20 protein-coding genes and 1 tRNA gene are annotated in these 18038 nt (G+C 60.8%); 10 read left to right on the forward strand and 11 right to left on the reverse strand.

The window, feature by feature from the left end; genetic code table 11:
* Together MAMT_RS11415 and acpA are read left to right on the forward strand one after the other, a co-directional pair.
* A partial coding sequence (locus MAMT_RS11415; RefSeq protein ID WP_178087022.1) for a TonB-dependent receptor domain-containing protein occupies positions 1-1900 on the forward strand: 1900 nt, incomplete at its 5' end.
* Between the two features lie 22 nt (positions 1901-1922).
* The gene (gene acpA / locus MAMT_RS08145) at positions 1923-3320 is read left to right on the forward strand and encodes an acid phosphatase (RefSeq protein WP_142660500.1); all 1398 of its coding nucleotides are present in this window, start codon (positions 1923-1925) and stop codon (positions 3318-3320) included.
* A gap of 83 nt (positions 3321-3403) precedes the next feature.
* On the opposite strand, the gene MAMT_RS08150 is transcribed toward acpA, so the two are convergent.
* Together MAMT_RS08150 and MAMT_RS08155 are read right to left on the reverse strand one after the other, a co-directional pair.
* Positions 3404-4279 (reverse strand): phosphoribulokinase, encoded by an 876-nt coding sequence (locus MAMT_RS08150; RefSeq protein ID WP_142660486.1) that lies wholly within the window; start codon positions 4277-4279, stop codon positions 3404-3406.
* 17 nt (positions 4280-4296) lie between these two features.
* A complete protein-coding gene (locus tag MAMT_RS08155) occupies positions 4297-5364 on the reverse strand; it encodes a class 1 fructose-bisphosphatase (RefSeq protein WP_142660487.1) in 1068 nt (355 codons plus the stop codon).
* Between the two features lie 248 nt (positions 5365-5612).
* On the opposite strand from MAMT_RS08155, the gene MAMT_RS08160 reads away from it, so the two are divergent.
* Entirely contained in the window at positions 5613-6611 is a 999-nt protein-coding gene (locus MAMT_RS08160) for a TPM domain-containing protein (protein ID WP_178087023.1), read from the forward strand.
* Positions 6611-7159 carry a TPM domain-containing protein gene (locus MAMT_RS08165; protein WP_246186596.1) on the forward strand — a complete coding sequence of 183 codons (549 nt, stop codon included), beginning with the start codon at positions 6611-6613 and terminating at the stop codon, positions 7157-7159. Before MAMT_RS08160 ends, MAMT_RS08165 begins: the two co-directional genes overlap by 1 nt.
* A gap of 28 nt (positions 7160-7187) precedes the next feature.
* On the opposite strand, the gene MAMT_RS08170 is transcribed toward MAMT_RS08165, so the two are convergent.
* Positions 7188-8258, reverse strand: a complete 1071-nt coding sequence (locus MAMT_RS08170) for a hypothetical protein (protein ID WP_142660490.1) — start codon at positions 8256-8258, stop codon at positions 7188-7190.
* A gap of 97 nt (positions 8259-8355) precedes the next feature.
* Between MAMT_RS08170 and MAMT_RS08175 the strand changes: the two genes are divergently transcribed.
* Both MAMT_RS08175 and MAMT_RS08180 read left to right on the forward strand, forming a co-directional pair.
* Positions 8356-9558 (forward strand): M29 family metallopeptidase, encoded by a 1203-nt coding sequence (locus MAMT_RS08175; protein WP_246186597.1) that lies wholly within the window; start codon positions 8356-8358, stop codon positions 9556-9558.
* Positions 9555-10292: a methyltransferase domain-containing protein gene (locus MAMT_RS08180; protein WP_142660492.1), complete on the forward strand. Its 738-nt coding sequence runs from the start codon at positions 9555-9557 to the stop codon at positions 10290-10292. Before MAMT_RS08175 ends, MAMT_RS08180 begins: the two co-directional genes overlap by 4 nt.
* A gap of 29 nt (positions 10293-10321) precedes the next feature.
* On the opposite strand, the gene MAMT_RS08185 is transcribed toward MAMT_RS08180, so the two are convergent.
* Complete coding sequence (locus tag MAMT_RS08185; protein ID WP_142660493.1) at positions 10322-11659, reverse strand: AsmA family protein; 1338 nt, start codon at positions 11657-11659, stop codon at positions 10322-10324.
* Between the two features lie 165 nt (positions 11660-11824).
* Between MAMT_RS08185 and MAMT_RS08190 the strand changes: the two genes are divergently transcribed.
* Positions 11825-11897, forward strand: a tRNA-Arg gene (locus MAMT_RS08190).
* A 454-nt stretch (positions 11898-12351) separates the two neighbouring features.
* Here the strand turns inward: MAMT_RS08190 and MAMT_RS08195 are convergent.
* Positions 12352-12639, reverse strand: coding sequence for a helix-turn-helix transcriptional regulator (locus tag MAMT_RS08195; RefSeq protein ID WP_142660494.1), 288 nt, complete (start codon positions 12637-12639; stop codon positions 12352-12354).
* Positions 12640-13276: 637 nt separating this feature from the next.
* Between MAMT_RS08195 and MAMT_RS08200 the strand changes: the two genes are divergently transcribed.
* A complete protein-coding gene (locus MAMT_RS08200) occupies positions 13277-13690 on the forward strand; it encodes a hypothetical protein (RefSeq protein WP_142660495.1) in 414 nt (137 codons plus the stop codon).
* A gap of 51 nt (positions 13691-13741) precedes the next feature.
* Here the strand turns inward: MAMT_RS08200 and MAMT_RS08205 are convergent, their stop codons facing one another.
* Genes MAMT_RS08205 through MAMT_RS11700 form a run of 3 tightly spaced genes read right to left on the reverse strand, consistent with a single transcriptional unit; the run spans position 13742 to position 15161 of the window.
* Entirely contained in the window at positions 13742-14596 is an 855-nt protein-coding gene (locus MAMT_RS08205) for a hypothetical protein (RefSeq protein WP_142660496.1), read from the reverse strand.
* Positions 14544-14789 (reverse strand): hypothetical protein, encoded by a 246-nt coding sequence (locus MAMT_RS11420; protein WP_178087024.1) that lies wholly within the window; start codon positions 14787-14789, stop codon positions 14544-14546. The genes MAMT_RS08205 and MAMT_RS11420 overlap by 53 nt, the downstream gene beginning before the upstream one ends.
* 30 nt (positions 14790-14819) lie before the next feature.
* Positions 14820-15161 (reverse strand): hypothetical protein, encoded by a 342-nt coding sequence (locus MAMT_RS11700; RefSeq protein ID WP_246186598.1) that lies wholly within the window; start codon positions 15159-15161, stop codon positions 14820-14822.
* 71 nt (positions 15162-15232) lie between these two features.
* Between MAMT_RS11700 and MAMT_RS11705 the strand changes: the two genes are divergently transcribed.
* Positions 15233-15400, forward strand: coding sequence for a hypothetical protein (locus MAMT_RS11705; protein ID WP_246186599.1), 168 nt, complete (start codon positions 15233-15235; stop codon positions 15398-15400).
* A 723-nt stretch (positions 15401-16123) separates the two neighbouring features.
* On the opposite strand, the gene MAMT_RS08215 is transcribed toward MAMT_RS11705, so the two are convergent.
* From MAMT_RS08215 to MAMT_RS08225, 3 genes are read right to left on the reverse strand one after another with little or no spacing between them, the layout of a single operon-like run.
* Positions 16124-16456 carry a DUF5615 family PIN-like protein gene (locus MAMT_RS08215; RefSeq protein ID WP_142660497.1) on the reverse strand — a complete coding sequence of 111 codons (333 nt, stop codon included), beginning with the start codon at positions 16454-16456 and terminating at the stop codon, positions 16124-16126.
* Positions 16449-16745, reverse strand: a complete 297-nt coding sequence (locus MAMT_RS08220; RefSeq protein ID WP_018291621.1) for a DUF433 domain-containing protein — start codon at positions 16743-16745, stop codon at positions 16449-16451. Before MAMT_RS08220 ends, MAMT_RS08215 begins: the two co-directional genes overlap by 8 nt.
* A gap of 4 nt (positions 16746-16749) precedes the next feature.
* A complete protein-coding gene (locus tag MAMT_RS08225) occupies positions 16750-17064 on the reverse strand; it encodes a hypothetical protein (RefSeq protein WP_246186600.1) in 315 nt (104 codons plus the stop codon).
* A gap of 149 nt (positions 17065-17213) precedes the next feature.
* Between MAMT_RS08225 and MAMT_RS08230 the strand changes: the two genes are divergently transcribed.
* On the forward strand, positions 17214-17819 hold the full coding sequence (locus MAMT_RS08230; RefSeq protein ID WP_142660499.1) for a Uma2 family endonuclease: 606 nt from the start codon (positions 17214-17216) through the stop codon (positions 17817-17819).
* The last annotated feature ends 219 nt before the right edge of the window (positions 17820-18038 follow it).

The raw sequence follows: 18038 nt of genomic DNA on the forward strand, positions 1-18038 counted from the left end.
AACGGCGGCCGGCCGCTGGTATGACAATGTCGGCGGCATGGTGGAGTTCACCCCGATCCAGCCGACCGAGCATTCGGGCGCCGATCTCAACATCATCTACGGAAGCTTCAACCAGAAGATGCTGACCGCCGACTACCGGACCGGAAACATCCACGGCTGGTCGACGGTGATCGCGGGAGGGGTCGGCGACGGAAACAACTTCCGGATGTCCCCGGACGGATTCCGAAGCCCCAGCTACCAGTACGCGGCCTACGTAAAGACGATCAAGAACTTCAACCATGGCGACATCAGCTTCGGCGCCTGGTATGCGGATGCGGGCGGCTACCGGCCCACCATTCTTCCCGTCGGCGCCAACCCCTACGTGACGGTCAACGGCCAGAGCGCGAGCGGCATGCCGATTGCCGGAACCCCCTACAGCCAGGCGACCAGCGGCTACTATAGCAATCTCAACTACGATACTTGGCGCAAGCTTGACAGCCAATCGACCCAGATCGCCTATGCCAAGCAGAACATCTACCTCGACGACGACAAGAAGACGACCCTACACAACATGCTTTTCTACAACGGTTCCAACCGCATCCACAGCCGTTATTACAACTTCTTCGAAAATGCTGCCAACGCCTATGAGTACAACAACCCGTCCGAAGCGGACTTCGGGGACCAGATCGGATTGACCAAGATCCTCCCCTATAACACGGTTGATGTAGGGGGCTACTACATTTCCTCTACCTACAACAGCCGCAATGCCTTCTACAATCCGAACTACTTCCTTCCCGGAACGACGATTCCCGGCGGGGAGCTGACCCCGAACAACCTCTATCGGAACGATTACTGGGACCAGACCGATATCGCGGTCTATCTCCAGGATACGATCGAGCCGATCAAGGCGCTTCAGATTATCCCAAGCATCCGCTACGACGTCTTCACGACTGCCTATTCGATGAACGCCCAGGAGCAGTTCCCGTTGGCGTTTCAATACAACCCCGGAAACAATCAAGGAACGTTGCCGAACGCCACACGCCACCTCGGCGGCCTCGAGCCTTCGATTCTTCTCAACCTGGAGGTGACTCGTTGGCTTGCCCTTTACGGCAGCTACTCGGAAACTTACGAGACGGACACGGTCGGAGGCGGGGGCGGTATCTTTCAAGCCATTCCCGCCTCCTACTACGGGCTGTCGCTGGCGCAGTACGCGATTGCGGGCGCCAAGACTCATTTCGAGAAGCTGCCCGGACTAAACAATATGCTTTTCGGCGCCAACTACTTCTGGCTTCGATTCGCCGAACAGGCGATCGACATGGTCAACTTCGTCGGTAAGCCGATCACCGGGCTCGGGACCTCGATCTACCAGGGAGCGGACTTCTTCCTCGATGACAACCCGATCGGCACCTTTCACCTCTTCATGAATGGTGCAGTCGAGAACGCCACTTACACGAGCTACGTCGTGAGTCCGGGCACGCCGCAGGCAACAAACTACGATGGCCGCCATGTCCCCTATGTGCCCAGCCTCAACCTCACCGGAGGCATCTATCAGATCCAGCAGATCGGCAAGGTCTCCCTGCGCCTCAGCCTCTGGTTCATCTTCAACGGGGAGCAGTACGTCTTCGACAACAACACCGGGGCGCCAAGCAGACAGACGATGCCCCAGTATTACACCCTCAACGCCTCGATCAACGCGGCGGTCCCGATGCGCCTCTTCGAGCGGGAGAGGATGATCAACTTCAACCTGACCCTGATGAACATCACCGACCTCAACTACAACGGCTACGAATACATCACCAGCGGCGGCTACTACGGGACCGCGGGAAACGCCAACGTGCCCTCTGCCTATCAGTCGGGCTACATGCTCGGCTATCCGGGAGCACCCTTCACGCTCTACGGGAGCATCGGTGCCAGCTTTTGAGCCGACCATCGCCAAGGAACCCATGATCTCCCGACACGGCCGACGGTCTCTTTCGCGCAGCCTGCACCTCCTCTGCCTTCTCCTTCCGCTCTTCCGCGGAATGGCCGCAGGCGCCGCGCTGCCGCCTCCCGCCGAGGCGCCCGTCGACCACTTCATCCTTCTCTTCCAGGAAAACCATAGCTTCGACAACCTCCTAGGCGAGTTCCCGGGTGCTGACGGCATGTCCCAGGCGGGGGAAGCGGCGGTCCAGGTCGATCGTTCGGGGATTCCTTACAAGCAGCTCCCTCCGGTTTTGGATGACAAGAGCCAGCAGCCCGATCGCCGCTTTCCTGAACACCTCCCCAACCGGCCCTTCCCGCTCCTCTCCTATGTCTCGCTGCGCGAGTTGACCGCCGATCCGACCCATTCGTTCTACCACTGCCAACTCCAGATCGCCGGCGGAGCGAACAACCAGTACGTCGCCTGGGGAACCGCGGGGGCCCTTCCAATGGGCTATTACACGACCCGGCGCCTTCCGCTCTTTTCCGTCGCCCGGGAGTACACCGTGCTCGATCATTTCTTCCAGAGCGCCTTCGGCTCCTCCTTCCTCAACCACATCTGGCTGGTATCCTGTCAGACGCCTTGGTGGCCCGGCAGCCCTCCGAGCGAATGGGTCGCCGAGCCCGTTCTGGACGAAGCGGGCCGCCTGACGGGGCTCCATAAAGACGGCAAGATCACGCCCGATGGCTACGTGGTGGGGTCGGTCCAAGGAGCCCAGGCGCCCCACAAGGCCAACATCCCGCAAGACCAGCTACTTCCCCCGCTGACCGCTCCGACGATCGGCGAAAGACTCACGGAAGCCGGCGTCTCCTGGGCCTGGTACTCGGGAGGCTGGCGGGATGCAGTCGCGGGACACCCTGCATCCACCTTCAAATTCCACCACCAGCCTTTCGCCTATTTCGCCCGCTACAGTCCGGAGACTCCGGAGGGAAGGCTTCACCTGAAGGACGAAGTCGATTTCCTTGCGGATCTAAAGGACGGCCATCTCCCTGCGGTCTGCTTCGTCAAGCCCCTGGGGAAAGAAAACGAGCACCCCGGCTATTCGAACGTCGAAGAGGGCCAGAAGCACGTCCTTGCGCTTATTCGGGCGATTCAGGCGTCCCGCTACTGGTCCCGGTGTGTGATTCTTCTCACCTACGACGAGTACGGCGGATTCTGGGACCATGTCGCCCCGCCTGCGGGAGACCGGTGGGGTCCGGGACCCAGGGTGCCGGCGATCCTGATTTCCCCCTACACGCAAAAAGGAACGGTCGACCACCGCGGCTACGAAACCGTCTCCTTCCTCCGGATGCTCGAGTGGCGCTTTGGACTGAAGCCTCTGGCCGATCGGGACGCAAAGGCGGCCAACTTGGCGGAGTGCCTCGATTGGAAAAAGAAATAGCCGACTCTGCCCCCAAGCGGGCCTTCTGCTTGCAGTCGAGCGTTCGCGCGTATCCGAACGCTCACCCATGCTCCCGGAAGCGCTTACCGAGCCTGCTTCTTCCGGTGCATGAGCTTCCAGATCATCGGGGTGAAGATCAACTCCATCGCCAGCGGCATCTTCCCCCCCGGGCAAGCGATCGTGTTCGGTCGGGAAAGAAACGAGCCGCTGAGCATCGAAAGGAGATAGGGAAAGTCGATCTCTCTCGGGTTCCGAAAGCGGATCACCAGCATGCTCTCGTCTGGCGAGGGAATATCGCGTGCGATGAATGGATTGGAAGTATCGACCGTCGGCACCCGCTGGAAATTGACATGGGTGTGCGAAAACTGCGGGCAGATATAGTGGACGTAGTCCGGCATACGGCGCAGGATGGTGTGGACGATTGCTTCCTGGGAGTAGCCCCTCTCCTTCTTGTCCCGGTGGATCTTTTGGATCCACTCGAGGTTGATGATGGGCACGACGCCCATCAAAAGATCGGCATGGCGCGCCACGTCGACTTTGTCCGTGACCACCGCTCCGTGGAGCCCCTCGTAAAAGAGGAGGTCCGTCCCGTCGGGAATATCCTCCCAAGGGGTGAAGGTACCGGGCTCTTGCTTGTAGGGTGCAGCTTCTTCCTCGTTGTGCAGGTACCTGCGCACCTTTCCGGTTCCGGTCTCCCCGTAGCTCCGAAAGAGCTTTTCCAACTCTTCAAAAAGGTTGGCTTCCGGTCCGAAATGGCTGAAATGGCGGTCGCCCTTCTTCTCCAACTCTTCCCTCCGGGCCTTCATTTCGACGCGGTTATACCGGTGGAAGGCGTCCCCCTCGACGACCCAGGAGTTGATCCCTTCCCGCCGAAAGATATGCTGGAAGGCGGTCTTGACAGTCGTGGTCCCGGCCCCCGACGAACCGGTAACGGCGACGATAGGATGCTTTGCTGACATGCGATGAAATCCTCTAGCTAGCTTTGAAAGACCGACCGATTACCAAAAAGTGGGGATTTAAAGGTCAACTCCTCCCCACGGTCATGAGCTTGATAATAGCGCACGAGCCGCTCCACCTCATTGCGTGATCCCAGGATGACCGGAATCCGCTGATGCAGGGAACTGGGCTTAACCTCGAGAATCCTCTCCCGCCCCGTCGAGGCCGCTCCACCCGCCTGCTCGACGATCATGCTCATCGGATTGGCCTCGTACAAGAGACGCAGACGCCCTGCTTTGCTCGGATCCTTGGTGTCCCGCGGGTACATGAAGAGCCCCCCGCGAATCAGAATACGGAAGACCTCGGCCACCATCGAAGCCACCCAGCGCATGTTGAAATCCACGCCCCGCGGCCCGCTCTTCCCCAGCTGGCACTCCTCCACGTAGTGCCGGACGGGAGCTTCCCAGAAACGCTCGTTCGAGGCATTGACCGCAAACTCCCGCGTCTCTTCCGGAATGCGCAGATCGGGATGCGTGAGGATGAAGGTTCCCACCTCCCGGTCGAGCGTAAAACCGTGGACGCCCCGTCCCAGGGTCAAGACCAGCATCACGCTGGGCCCGTACAGGGTAAAGCCCGCGGCCACCTGGGAAGTTCCCGGCTGCAAGAAATGCTCGGGCTTGGGCTCCCCCGCTCCTTCCGGGGCGCGCAACACCGAGAAGATCGTGCCGACCGTCAAGTTCAGATCGAGATTGGAGGATCCGTCCAGAGGGTCGTAAACCAGCAGATAGCGACCGCTACGCTTCCGCGGGATCGCATGAGGGCCCTCCATCTCTTCGGAAACCACTCCGAGGAGCTGCTCCGTCGAGTCGCAGGCCTGAAGGAACATTTCATTGGCGATCACATCGAGGGGCTTCTGCTCCTCGCCCTGGATGTTGACCCCCGTGCTGACCTTCGGCTCGGCGAGACTCCCGCGAGAGACTGCGGAGGCGATATATTTACAAGCAACCTCCACATCCTTGATCAACCCAGCCAACTCCGGATCGAAGTCGGGCGTTCGACGCCGCTCGTCGATGAGGAACGTACTCAATGTGGCCCGATGATAGGGCATCTCATTCTCCTTCTCTTCTTGCCGCCCAAAGGGGCGGCAATCTTTAAAACCTAAATCGTTTCTTCTCGGAGACGCAAGCCTTACCGCCTGCGCTCCAGGAAAAAAGCAGCATTCCTAGTAATGCAGGTTTTTGCTTCGCTCGGCAATCGCGTTTCTCCACGCAGCATAAGATTCTCACCCTGATGCCAGCCGCCGCGAATCCGGACGGCTTGCTTCTCCGTCTTCCTCGGATTAGGAGTAGCGGGATCGTGGCCTGCGAGCAATCGACTTCGGCTTTTTTTTGCGTAGCGGGCGCTGCCGTGGGAACCCTCGGGCGCGCAACCACCAAGGGCCGTCCTTCCTCGTCCGCAAGAACCCGCCTCTTACGGCTTGCTTGGCTTCTCCTCCCCACTTTTTGGCTCACCGGGAACACCCTCTGTGCCCGAGAGGAGGCCGAAGAACCCGAATTGGCCCCGATTCCCGCATTCGGGAGCTACGTCGTCGATCAGGTGCGGCTCCTCTCGCACCGAGAGCGGAGTTCGCTGGAACGCGAACTAGGACGCTTTGCCCGACAGAAGGGGAGTCAAGTGGCCGTCCTGATCGTCGAGAGCACCCGGCCGGAGTCCGCCGAAAGCTATGGCATCCGCGTCCTGGAGGAGTGGAAACTTGGTCGCAAGGGACTCGATGACGGAATCCTGCTCCTGATCGTGACCGGGGAACGGACCGTGCGCATGGAGGTCGGCTATGGCCTGGAGGAGACGATCTCCGATGCCGAAGCAAAACGGATCATCGAGGAGAGGATCCTTCCGTTCTTCAAAACCGGACAATTCTTCTCCGGAATTTCGATCGGAATCGAAGCGATCCTGGCAAAAATCTCAGGAGAGCCGCTCCCCCCTCTCAAGAGGCATCCGGAGCCCAAGGCGGCCCAGACGTCCAATCGCATCCCTCTTTTGTTGGCGGCGCTCCTCGTTCTTCTGCTCGTCATCGGAAGTCTCTTCGGCCCCCTACTTGGACCACTGCTCGCCGCAGGCACCGGCGGGATCGCCGGCTGGGCTCTTTTCGGAAGCTTCTGGTTGAGCCTCTTGTGCGCGGTTCTCGGCGCCATCCTCGCCTTTCTTTTTGCCGGCTCGCTGAGCGGGAAGGCCCTCCTGATCTTATGGCACCGGGGGGGAGATCTCTCCCGCTTCGGCACGGGGAGGATGGCAGGAGGCGCAAAGGATGGGAAAGAACTTTCCAAGGTCTCTAGTGCGGCTTCCGGGAGATGGTGATGGGGAAAAGAGAAGGAATCCAGCGCTTCCTCCGCCACTGGATGGCCGGCAGCCGGTGGTCGGGCCGAGCCTTTCCTCCAGGCTCGCTGGTTCGCCTCGAGGCGGCGCTTGAACGGGAGGAGCACTCCTACAACGGGGAGATCTGCTTCGTCGTCGAACAGGCGCTCGACTGGTGGCGGCTCCTGCGCGGGGTGACACCCCGGGACCGCGCCGGGGAGCTCTTCGCGCAATTGGGCCTATGGGATACCGAGAAGAATAACGGCGTCCTGCTCTACGTGCTGCTGGCCGATCGAAGCATCGAGCTCGTGGCGGATCGCGCCATTCGGCGACTCGTGGGAGACTCGGGATGGCAGACGATCTGTTCCGGGATGGAGGCCGAGTTCCGGAGAGGACGGTTCTTGGAAGGGAGCCTCGAGGCGATTCGGGCGGTCGCTGCACTGGTCCGGCAATATTTCCCCGTCCAGGCCGGAAGCGGGACCGCTCCTCCTCCTGACCTCTCCGCCCTCGAGCACGACCGCACCGTTTCCGAAGGAGAGACGAACCGGTGAAGGACAGAGGAGTGCCCGCCGCGCGCGTTCATTTGTGCGCGATCACGAACAGCAGGACCGTGTCGAAAATCATCCAGGCAAAAGAGAGCATCAAAAGGATCTCCACCGCGATAAAGAAGTTCGTAGAGATGAAGTCCTGGGCCGCGCTGTAGCACTGCTCGATCCGGTCGAGCTTCGCGTTGACCGCCTTCGAGAGATCTCCGATGTCGAAGACCTGCTCGACGTAGCGGTGGATCGTCCGTAGATGCCAATCCGAATCGATCCGCAAGACATTACCAAATACCTGGTATAGCGATTCGACGATCGCCAGCTTGTCGCGAACGAAGTCCATCGCTTCGCTCGAAAAGCGCTCGTACCAGCGAGGCATCACCCAGAATTTATGCCAGGGTGGAAGATGAGCCACCAGCCCCCGGGCGCGCCCGATCTCGCGGTCGAGAAGAGAGTTGTAGGACCGGAGGTTCCAGTAGACCGCATAGGCGAGCCGGATCATATCCAAGATCGTTCCGGACTCCTGGGAGGAGACGACTGCGCCGAAACGCTTGATGAGAATGAGCTCGTTTTCGTAATAGCCGAAGTTCACGAGCTTCTCTTGATCCAGAACGAACGAGGAGAGGATGTCGTAGTTCGGCTCGCCGCTGACCATTCCGTACAAGGTCTTCCGGTTCTCCCGGAGAAAGACCTCGGCGTCCCCGACAAAACCCGGTTCCAGCGACAGAATCGGAAAGACCTGGACCTCCTCCAGCCGGAAATCATACCGATAGGTCGCGAACTCTTTCGCCTCGGCAAGCACCTCGCCGATGGTTGCGCGAGCCCAATCGGGGATCGGAGCCTTGCCGAGCCGGAGCGAATCGATCCGCGAGGCGAGGCTCGCATAGAAATTCAAATCCCCCTGGACCGAGAAGGAGAGCTGGAGGATGCCGACCCCGAAGTTATAGATCCGGGCCACCGCATCGCCCTCGGCCAACAGGGTTCCCCGAAACGTAACGGGCTCGGTCCTCGGCCGGGCGAACTGCTTCATAAGCCCCTTGGTCTCCGGCTCCCGGAAGTCGAGCTCCAGGCCCATATCGAACGGGATAAGAAGGAAAAACCGCGCTTTCATGGCCTACTCGTCTTCAGCTTAGCACTCCGCGCGGCTTCTTCCAGTTTCTCCTGCTTGCTCTTCCTTTCTCCTCTCTTCGAGAAAGTGAAGATGTTCCATGGAACACTTCTTGCCGAAAGACCTATTCCTATTTTTTACTTTCGCCGTGAGCCAGGACCTTCCCCCATTTCCGCCCTTCGACCTCTCGCGCCTGCTTCGGACTATCTTCGCGCCGCGCCGCGGAGAGCGGATTGCTCTCCTCATCGACCTTCCCGATCCACAACAGGTTCGAGACCATGCGTTCCTGGGGGATCCGGGCCGTCCGGTTCAGCGGCTCGCCCACGAGGTCTTTTTCGAAGGGCTCCGAAAGGGGGTTCGGGAAGAGCTTGGGCTGGCGGGCGGCGATCTTTTCGCCTATGCGGAGACGGGAGGAAGCAACCTCGATCTGCCCCAGGAAGCCTTTGATGTCGCCGGCAACCGCCTGCTCTTCGATCGGGATCTCTATCCCCGCTTCGACATCTTCCTCTGCTTCTCCCGCTTCTCGGCGACGGCTCCTCTGACCGCCAAGGCCAAGGTCTTCGGTTTTCGCGGAGCGACCATGCATGGCCTCAACCGGACGATCCTCGCCACGGGGCTTTCCGTCGACTACGAGGAAGTCAGCCGGCAGGCGGAGATCCTCCGCTCCGGCCTTTCCGGAGCCGACCACTTCCGGATCGACTACCGAATCGACGGCCGCCCCCTCTCGCTCACCTTGGAAACCGGCGGAATGGAGGCACAGAAGAGCCACGGGATCTGCCGCGGGGAGCAGCCCGATATCGTGAACTTGCCGGCGGGAGAGGTCTACTTCGTCCCGAAGGGAGCGGAAGGCGACTTCCCGCTCCGCTTCGAAGAAGGAACCATCGCGATCGTCCGGGTCTCGGGCGGGCGAGCCCAAGCGGCCCGGCTGCTCCACGGGGATTCGGCCCGAATTACTCTCTACAATCGCCGCCTGGCCGAGGACCCCGCTGCCGGAGAGGTGGGCGAACTCGGCTTCGGAACCCAGTCCCTCCCTCCGGCAGGCCCGGACATCCAGGACGAGAAGATTCTCGGGACCTTTCACATTGCGACCGGCCGCTCCGATCATCTCGGAGGACCGCTTGGGCCTTCCGGCTTCCGCGATCCCCGGAACGCGACCCACGATGATATTCTCTTCGCTCCCTTCAAGACTCCGGATATCCAAGTCCCCCAAGTGCGGATGGAGCGGAACGGGGAGACCCAGATTCTCCTCGAGGACTATCGGCTCGGTCCCTATTTCCGAAAGCTTCTCGGCCGGGCAGAATGAGTTCCGACTTTTACGAGACGAGCCCAGCCCTCGCCCAGTATCTGATTCTCCATTATGGCCCCGTCGAATGGCAGCTCCCGAGTTCCGCTTGCTCTCCGGAGTCGGCCGACTTTCCCGTCCGCTGCGTCCAGGAAGGATTCCGTTGGGAAGAGCTTCCTCCTCATCCCACGGCTCTCGAGCTCGGCTGCGCAGTCGGTCGTTCCTGCTTCGAGTTCTCCCGGCGCTGTCGCCGCGTAGTGGGATTGGACCTCTCCCAGACTTTTCTCCAGTCCGCCCGCCTGCTTCAGAAGACAGGCTCGATCCGCTGTCCGATTCCTCTGGAGGGTGATCAACTCGTGGAGCGGGAATTTTCCGTTCCCGCCGGCGTCTGCCCGGAGCGAATTGAATTTCGAGTCGGCGACGCCCTCTCCTCCCTCTTTGAAGAGTGCTTCGATCTCGTCCTCTCCGCCAATCTTCTCGATCGGGTTCCCGATCCCACGGCACTCCTCGATCGGCTCCCCGCCCTGCTCCACCCCGGCGGACAGCTCCTTCTCACCTCTCCGTTTTCCTGGCTCCCCGAGCATACGCCGCGGGACCACTGGCTCCTTCCCGGCTCGCAAAGAGTCGACTCGCTGCTTCTCCCGCATTTCACCCTCCTCCGAAGATGGGACCTGTCGCTTGTGCTCCGCGAGCATCCAAGGAAGTTTCAGTGGTGTCTTCCTGAGGTCACCCTGTGGCGCAGGAACGAGGATTAACGTTCCGAGTCGACGAACCGCTCCGACCATCAAGGCATCTTCGGCATCACACGCCGGAAGAGCCGCTGCCCCTTCTGCTCGATCTGCATGGGTATGCTCTTCTTGATTGCCCAATCGAGCCGCGGGGTGAGATCCTCTTGCACGTTGTTCGTGGTTCCCGAGAGCCGAACCGTCGTCCAGAAATATCCTCCCGCCCCCAACTGGAACAGCCCGACGTTCAGGTGGGGAATCCGTTGCGCGAGCTCCGACCGCAGACCGACGTTGAGCACTCCGGAAACCCGCTTCCCCTCGATCTCCGTCCACCCGTTCATCGTCATCGTGTCTCCCGATTGAATGTCGATTGCGGAAATGCGCATCCAATCCCCTTTCCCCTCGACATGACATTGCGCCCGGCTCAAGGCCAGGTGCTGCAGATCCCGCACCTGCAAAAGGGAAGCGAGAGCGACCAGGAACGGGATTCCACGAAGAGAACCCTGGTCGAGAAAGAGGTCTCCCTTGGTTTCATAAGGTTGGCCCACCCCCGCCAGCACCTTTCCGAACCCGCGGACCTTCCCGGTCACCCGATCGTTCCACGGGCTCGGGAGCACCGTCCCCGTCGGTAGCGCCTGGACCTGCCAGGAAAGATCAGTCGGCTCCGAGGGGGAAAGGCCGAGTTTCCCCGTCCCCGCCAACAGCGCCTCGGGCGCGCGCCTGAGATGACATTCCGCCGCCTCGATACGAAGAGTCCGCCCCTCCAAGAGCCCGTGCGCTTCGGAAAGGGTGAGTTCCGGCAGATCCGCCGCGCCAATGATCCCTCCCCGGGCCCGCAGCCCCCAGCCCTCCTCCGTCGCTTCTCCGCGCAAATCGATTCCCTTGACCGAGCCTCCTCCGGCCAGATTCGAGGGCCACTCCAAGTTTAAGGAGACGATCCGCAATCGTTGTAGGGCCGCGCTCCGCTCCTCTTTAACCCCAGGAACCGATGCACCCTCCACCAGCGGCTTTTCCCCGGTGGAAGGCTTTTGCAACACTGCCGTGAGCTTGAAAATCAGAATCCGCCTCACCTCCAGCGAGCCGCGGAGCAACGCGAAGGGATCGATCTCGATCCGGATGCCCTTCGCCTGAATGGAGGCAAAGTGGGAAGACGCACTGCCCTTCCCCTGATAGCCCTTCGTAGCGAACCCGAAGCCGGCGAAGGAAAAGGACTCAAAGGTCCCCTGGCAGCCGATTTGCCGCTCCACAAGCTTGGCAGCGTAATTGGCTAGCGCCTTCCCCCGGACGAAGGAGTTAAGCCAAAGGACTCCCACCCCCACGCCAAACAGGAGAAGGACGATCAGTCCCAGGCCGCAGATCTGAAGCCATCGACACCACTCCTTCTTGGAAATCGCCATGTTGCTCTCTTGGATTGGGTATCCGTCGGCAGCATACCTCGGGAACCGTTCCGGCCCGATGCCTTTTTGCGACTCTTGAACAAAGAATGCATCGCCTTTCTTGCCAAGAGCGGAAAAATCCCTTCTCTTCTTTCGCGCAGGGCCGTAAGAACGGCTCGCTTTCCGGCACCCGTAGCTCAGGGGATAGAGCAGCGGATTTCTAATCCGTTGGTCGCAGGTTCAAATCCTGCCGGGTGCGACTAGATTAAAATCGACTTCTGAAAGCTATTTCCTCTAGAATAGTAATCATAAGCCGATTTTGTCGTAGGCGCACCTGTATAACCCAAAGAGACCCAAAAATACCCATACGTGCTCCCCAAAAGTGGCGAGACAATGGCGAGACGATTGGCGGGAGAGGACAGCGGCTCAGCCCCAACACTGTCCTCCCCAGCTGCCCATTCCACCAGCCTTCGAGGGATATTCCTATACGCGCGTACACTATTTTCGGATCTGCGTCGGGCGGGATGCTTCCCGCCCCTACGTCAAGCCCCGGCGGTGCGGTGGCCTTGCCGAGAGGATGCGTCCTCCGCTGCCAAATGGCTGTGACGCCGACGCCGGCGGCTTCGGCCCGGGACGGCGGGATTGAGCTCCCTCCTATTTCTCAATCGCTCCCGTGCCGCTCGTTTTTCAGCTCTTAAAAATCCTCTGCGTTCCTATCGTCGCTGGAATGGATCTCCACACTCATAGCATTTTCCCGTCTCTGTTCTTCCCGAGAACGCAGGGCCATGGGAAGAACGAATACGGCGTTTCGGCGTTCTCGTTGCCGTGGGGAGAGCCAGTTCCTCCAGATGTTGCTCCACGATCGAGCGCTTGAATCTGATGGTGCGCTTCCCCAGCTTGACTCCGCCGGGGAGCCGTTTCTCGCGCCAGAGCTTGAGCGCCATTCTCTGACTGATTCCCAGCAGGTCAGCTACTTCCTCGACGGTGATCCAGTCCTTCATACCGCTTTATGCGCTGATGGCCCTTCTCGTGCCGGTCCAGTTCCGGATGACTAAGCCGCTTAAGGCCGTAAACCGGGGCAAGCTGCTTCCATTGCCGGGAAGCGCTCGGACCTTTTTGAAGCAGCGCTATTCCCGGAAGGGAAGTTTTTCCGGAAGCGCCTGTGGTCTCCTTGTTGTCGGGTCGATCGGCCGGGCACCGTTTGAGGGTTCCGCGACATCGAAAACCACAGGCCCGCTTTTTGTGTACGCACCGACGCACCCGCCGGTAGGTCGGGATGTCGCTTGCGTTTCTCTTCTCGGCTTCTGTTATGAGCCGGTGGATCTCCCGGATGTTCTCGGAGCCTTGGATGCCCTTCGCGACCGGCGGCCAATACTTGTCCGGCGGAGAGGGCTTGGGCATCGAGACATCTCTTCCGACCGCGGCCTCCAAGGCAGCAGACGCAGGGGGGCCGCCGCGACCGGCGCCTTCCCTCCGCGCTCCTCCTTGGCGCATCCGGCCGACCGGGACGCTCTTCGCATCTCCCTGCCGCCCGAGGGCGCGGCACCCGTTCCTGAAGAGGCGAAGCCCGTACGCCGGGAGCCTCTTCCGTCTCGGGTTCCGGACGATCGGCGCATACTGCGAAGTAGTTTAAACGTAATGAAGCAATATTGGATCGAGCACTTGGTTTCCTGGATCGTGGACACGTATATCGGGCTGCTGCGCTCGGTCGTCGACGGCTTCCGCGATCCCGTATCCTTCACGAACGTCCTCGTCGACCTGGTCCATGTCGCCGAGCTGGCGGTCGTGCTCCTGGCCGGATTCGCCGCGATCGTCTACCTCGCGCACACGGTGATCTGGGCCGTTCAAAAGGCCCATGAGCTTGCGCTGGAGCTGCGCGACGAGGCGGCCTGGACTTGGCGCCGGGTCGCCGGCCGGAAGGCGAAGGAGGCGGATAAGATCCCCAGGGAGGAAGGACGAAAGGAATGGGAGACCCTCGACGATTTCCTAAAGCAATTCGCCGGGCGGCCGTCCGGGACGCGCTCCTCGTTCAAGTCGAATTCGCGGAATTAGCCGGTCAAGAGCCGTGAGGGCAGGCCCGACCGAGCCCGGCTCCGCCCGTTGCTAGAACGACCGGTATTCGGAAAGGAATGAGCGCACGACCGCGGCGGGTTGCCTGCGGAGCAGGAGATCGAAGCTTATGGCCGGCCAGACGCCGCCGACGGCAGGCTGAACCCGGATGTAGTCGCCGATCCGCGACAAGTCGGGCATCGCCGGCCTGCGCGATCCCGGCTCGAGATAGAAGCACCCGAGATCCTCCGGAGGAAGCTGGTGGACCAACTCTTCGGCCTTGTACAGGATGGCGAGAAACTCCATCTTGATCTCGGGATGGTCCACATTTCCATCCGGAAAGTAGGGAGCCAACTCAGGCACGCTTAACCGGGAGTGCCTTCTCATCCCGTCCAGCAGCCGGTCCGGCGTCCATCTCGGATCTTTCCCGTTCGCGGCCCACACGATCGCGGCGAGAGGGAGGAAGGTCTTGTGGAAGAAGATCATCTCGACCACGTCCCCCGGCTGTCCCTGGTACGCCGTGGTGAGCGCCTTATTGACCGCCAGATCCGGCATCGAGAGCGTCCAACCGAGCTCCTCATCTTCCTGGAACGGAAAGTACCGGATCGCCGAGTCCAGCGCCCATTCTATCCCGATGCTGTCGGCTCCTTTTCGGACCTTGACCCGCTTGAGCGACGGCTGATCGAAGACGACCTCGAGATCGTATCCGGCCGCATCGAGAACGGCGCAATCTCGGCGGAACGCATCCTCGACGGCCGCCTCTCCGCGCTGGAGGAGATCGCTATCGTCCGCGGATCCCGCGGCACCCTCCGATCGCGGAAGGACCGCCGGCTCGGCGGCATAACTTTCCGGGCTCCTATGCGCCTTGAGCAGAGCGAATATTTCCTTCGGAAATTCGGCGATGGGCATCCAGCCCGGCCTCCCTTTCAATTTCGGCAGCCAAAAACCATGTATCGCGCCCTCCCCATTCTCGCAGCACGCAGAGAAACACCGGCAAGTTTTTCTCCGTGGCCACAAAGCTGTCCGGGAAGCGCCAAAAAGCAGCTCTATATCTTCCACGAAAGGCCTTGTTGGCCATGCGCAACGCAGTCTCCATGCTCATCCGGACAAGACAACCCCTTCAGCAATCGTCCTACCAAGCGAATCGCCGCAAGACATCGTCCGTCCCGCCCAGCTCCAGCCAAGAGAGACCTTGCTCGCGCATGAGGCCTCGTCTTGATTCCAGTTCACCTCTCGACACCCTTTCCCGGCAGTCGAGGACCTCCCCGGCGCTCCACGGGCAGAGTTCGGGCACGTCGCCGGAGGCGATCCGCGCGCCTGTCCTTTCGGCTTCTGCCGCGGCCTCGACAACCGCGGCCGGATACTCCTCGAAGGCCATGTGGGGAACGCAGTTGAGCACGAAGTGTTCATCCCGGCAAATTTCCCGGATTTCCTGCAGCGTCTGGTCGATTCGTCCCTCCAACCGCCTCGCCACCTCGGGACCGAGATCGGCATACGCCAGAACAGCCGCGCCCGAAGGATGATCCGCAGCAGCGGCGGCAGGTCTTGATCCTGATCGAAATGGACCAGATCCACCGAGACATCGTTTCGCTCGGCTTCCTTCCTCGCTCTCTCATCGATCCGCCGGCCGACGATGAGAGCGAGGCTTTCCTTGGGCGGCCCGTGGATCCAGAGCGATACCGGAGAATCGCCCAAGCGGACGGCGGTTTCTAACACCAGTCGGAAGAGATCGCGCCGCCTGGCCGCCCGCTGCACGTTCTCCGTGCGGATATTCTCGCGGACCACCATTGCGATGCAGTTCGTTTCCCCAGTCTCCTTCTCTTTCGCGACCGCCAAAGCATGCGCCCAGATCAGCAGCTTCTTGTCCTCCTCGGAAAGCGCAAGCGGGCCACTAGTCTTATCGAGGGTGTCCTTCAACTCATCCCATTCGAGGATGTGCCAACGACTCCCTCTTCGGAACGGAAGAAATAGCGACAGGCCTCTCCGTTCGATTCGCGACGCGAAAGACGACTGCAGCGTTTCCTCGACGCTATTGCCGTCCCACTCATCGGCTATCTGGGCTACCGTACCCTTCCCGTTCGGTCCCAGCAACCCGCCCCCGGGAAATAGGGAGCAGAAGCAGGCCGCGGTTCAACGCTTCGACGGCTCGATCGGCTCCCGGAGCGGTTTACCGCGCTTCTCCGAGCACGGTCCAGACCTGGCGTTCTCTGGCCGCTTCCCTTGCATCCTGGCCAATGGTGTCCTCTGATCACAACGGGCAAGACGGGAATGCGCCTCTGCCTTGAATTCGCCTCCACGGCCCTCGTCAGGATCGCCGATCGATCGCTCGCCCTTTCCACGTCCTCCTTGCCGATCGCGTAGGAGGTTCCGACAGCCAGAAAGACTCCCTTGCCCTGCCGCTTGACAGCAATTCCCTGGTCAGGCGTCACGAGACGCTCATAGGAACTCCACGCGGTTCCTCATGTCCTCAGCATTCAGTACGAGTTGGATGAGCATCAGTCCCCGGATCATCGTACCAATGGGCGTCCCGTGTGGAACGTAGACGATTCCGGCGTGCGGCTGGCCGGCAGCATGCAAGCGCAGAAAGTCCGCATCCTGTGTCACAAAGACTCGTCCCTCGCTCAGCGCGAGGGCTAGGTGTTGCTCGTCCTTGGCTCCCAGCATTCCGGCTTCCTGGGTTCGGAGAGTCTCCGCTCCGCGTCGGCGCAGCCCTTCCGCTACCGCTCGCGGCACGTGCTCATCGAGATAGAACTTGATCGACTCAGCCACCGAGCTTCGCTTTTAGGATCGACTGAGTGCGGTTGCGCATCTCGGCGGCGAATGCTTCATCCGCTCGGATCGACTGATCGATCTCGTCGCGGTGGTCGTAGTAGTAGGTAAGCGCTGCGTACACGTCGGCCAGGGACAGACCATACTCGGTGGCGATCTCGTCGGCGGTCAGTCCCAGCCGTTCGTGCCAGATGACCACATTCTGAACCGTGATCCGGTGTCCGGCGATCCGGGGCTTGCCTCCCGCCACTCCCGGGGTGATCTCGATATGCCCTAAAACGGTACTCATCTTGTTAGCACGGAAACTTCTCGCCTGCCCAATCCGCCTGATCCTGCATGGCGAAGGCCCGGGGTCCTCGGGAATAGGGATCCGGCTCTCCGAGGCTCTCGCTTGCGTTACAACGTTCCCGCACTCGCGGGGTCGGCTGCTGCCATCGCAGCCGCTTTCGGTCTTCCGCTTCAACCGGCAACCGGATCTCAAGAGCCTGCTTCTGATCTCCTCCGTCCCGTCGGAATCGGCCAGGAAGGCGTTCAACACCTCTCTCCCACTCCGGATCCTCGCGGAGAGCGGCCGGGATGCTGTCGGCGGAGTGCATAGGAGCGCTCACGTTCGAACTGTAATCTGGCTGGGGCGTGAAAACAACCCGGCCGGACGACGACCCACTTCCGTTTCCAGACGACACGATGTGCACAAGGCCAACGTTGCCCCGCTCCAGAGGCCGGCGTATCCTTGAAAGTGAAGTAAGGAGAACTCCCCATGCCCACGACGACTCTAGGCCCGTACACGGTCAAAGATTGGCTTGCCACTCCCGAAGGCGAGCATTGGGAGCTCATCGACGGGAATCTCGTCATGACGGAGGAGGCAACTGGCAATAGCAGGTTGGCGAAGGAGATCGAACTCGAAATCGGCTTTTACCTTCGACGGCAGCCCTTGGGAAGCGTAGAGCGCAATATCGCCTTCTGCTTTCCTGGAATCACGGACGCAGACCGCGAAGGCGTGGTCCCGGATCTCTGCTACATCCCGAATGACCAGCTGGAGCGTTTGGATGTCGAGGCGAACGTCCAAAAGGATGTGGTGCCGGCCCTAGTGATCGAAATCCTCTCTCCATCCACCAGCCGAATCGCCCTCGTGGACAAGGTGGAGATCTACCGCGAGGCGGGCGTGCGGGAATACTGGATCTTCGATCGACACCAGGAAACGGTTCGGATCTTCCGATTCTCGGAAAACGCGGAGGAGCCGGTTGCGGTCTACAGCTTCGGCGATACGCTCACGACTCCGCTGCTGCCCGGATTCGCTCTGGAAATGCCGAAGATCCGGCAGGCCCTGGCGATCCGGAGGGAAAGCCAGGACTTATCGCGCTAAGTCTTGGCCGAGGCACTCCTCGTCGGCCGCTTCGTTTCTTTCAAATTTCTCGGCGTAGGCGAGAAGCGTCTTCCTTTTCGTCAAGGGCGGAGCTGCCATCAGGCAAAGCCCTTCGGCATTGCAACGACGGTTACCCGAACTTCCCCTTCGCTGATGCGCAAGTGATTGCAACAGAACGTTAAGACTTTTTCGTTCTGCCTACATGGCCCATTTGGGCGG

The organism is Methylacidimicrobium tartarophylax (assembly GCF_902143375.2).
Taxonomy (GTDB): Bacteria; Verrucomicrobiota; Verrucomicrobiia; order Methylacidiphilales; family Methylacidiphilaceae; genus Methylacidimicrobium; species Methylacidimicrobium tartarophylax.

Excerpts from the sequence above, each read along its gene's own strand:
- acpA (WP_142660500.1), top strand. The coding sequence starts at position 1,923 with ATGATCTCCCGACACGGCCGACGGTCTCTTTCGCGCAGCCTGCACCTC.
- MAMT_RS08150 (WP_142660486.1), bottom strand. The coding sequence starts at position 4,279 with ATGTCAGCAAAGCATCCTATCGTCGCCGTTACCGGTTCGTCGGGGGCC.
- MAMT_RS08155 (WP_142660487.1), bottom strand. The coding sequence starts at position 5,364 with ATGCCCTATCATCGGGCCACATTGAGTACGTTCCTCATCGACGAGCGG.
- MAMT_RS08165 (WP_246186596.1), top strand. The coding sequence starts at position 6,611 with ATGGGGAAAAGAGAAGGAATCCAGCGCTTCCTCCGCCACTGGATGGCC.
- MAMT_RS08170 (WP_142660490.1), bottom strand. The coding sequence starts at position 8,258 with ATGAAAGCGCGGTTTTTCCTTCTTATCCCGTTCGATATGGGCCTGGAG.
- MAMT_RS08175 (WP_246186597.1), top strand. The coding sequence starts at position 8,356 with ATGGAACACTTCTTGCCGAAAGACCTATTCCTATTTTTTACTTTCGCC.
- MAMT_RS08180 (WP_142660492.1), top strand. The coding sequence starts at position 9,555 with ATGAGTTCCGACTTTTACGAGACGAGCCCAGCCCTCGCCCAGTATCTG.
- MAMT_RS08185 (WP_142660493.1), bottom strand. The coding sequence starts at position 11,659 with ATGGCGATTTCCAAGAAGGAGTGGTGTCGATGGCTTCAGATCTGCGGC.
- MAMT_RS08195 (WP_142660494.1), bottom strand. The coding sequence starts at position 12,639 with ATGAAGGACTGGATCACCGTCGAGGAAGTAGCTGACCTGCTGGGAATC.
- MAMT_RS08200 (WP_142660495.1), top strand. The coding sequence starts at position 13,277 with ATGAAGCAATATTGGATCGAGCACTTGGTTTCCTGGATCGTGGACACG.
- MAMT_RS08205 (WP_142660496.1), bottom strand. The coding sequence starts at position 14,596 with ATGCCCATCGCCGAATTTCCGAAGGAAATATTCGCTCTGCTCAAGGCG.
- MAMT_RS11420 (WP_178087024.1), bottom strand. The coding sequence starts at position 14,789 with ATGAGCATGGAGACTGCGTTGCGCATGGCCAACAAGGCCTTTCGTGGA.
- MAMT_RS08220 (WP_018291621.1), bottom strand. The coding sequence starts at position 16,745 with ATGAGTACCGTTTTAGGGCATATCGAGATCACCCCGGGAGTGGCGGGA.
- MAMT_RS08230 (WP_142660499.1), top strand. The coding sequence starts at position 17,214 with ATGCCCACGACGACTCTAGGCCCGTACACGGTCAAAGATTGGCTTGCC.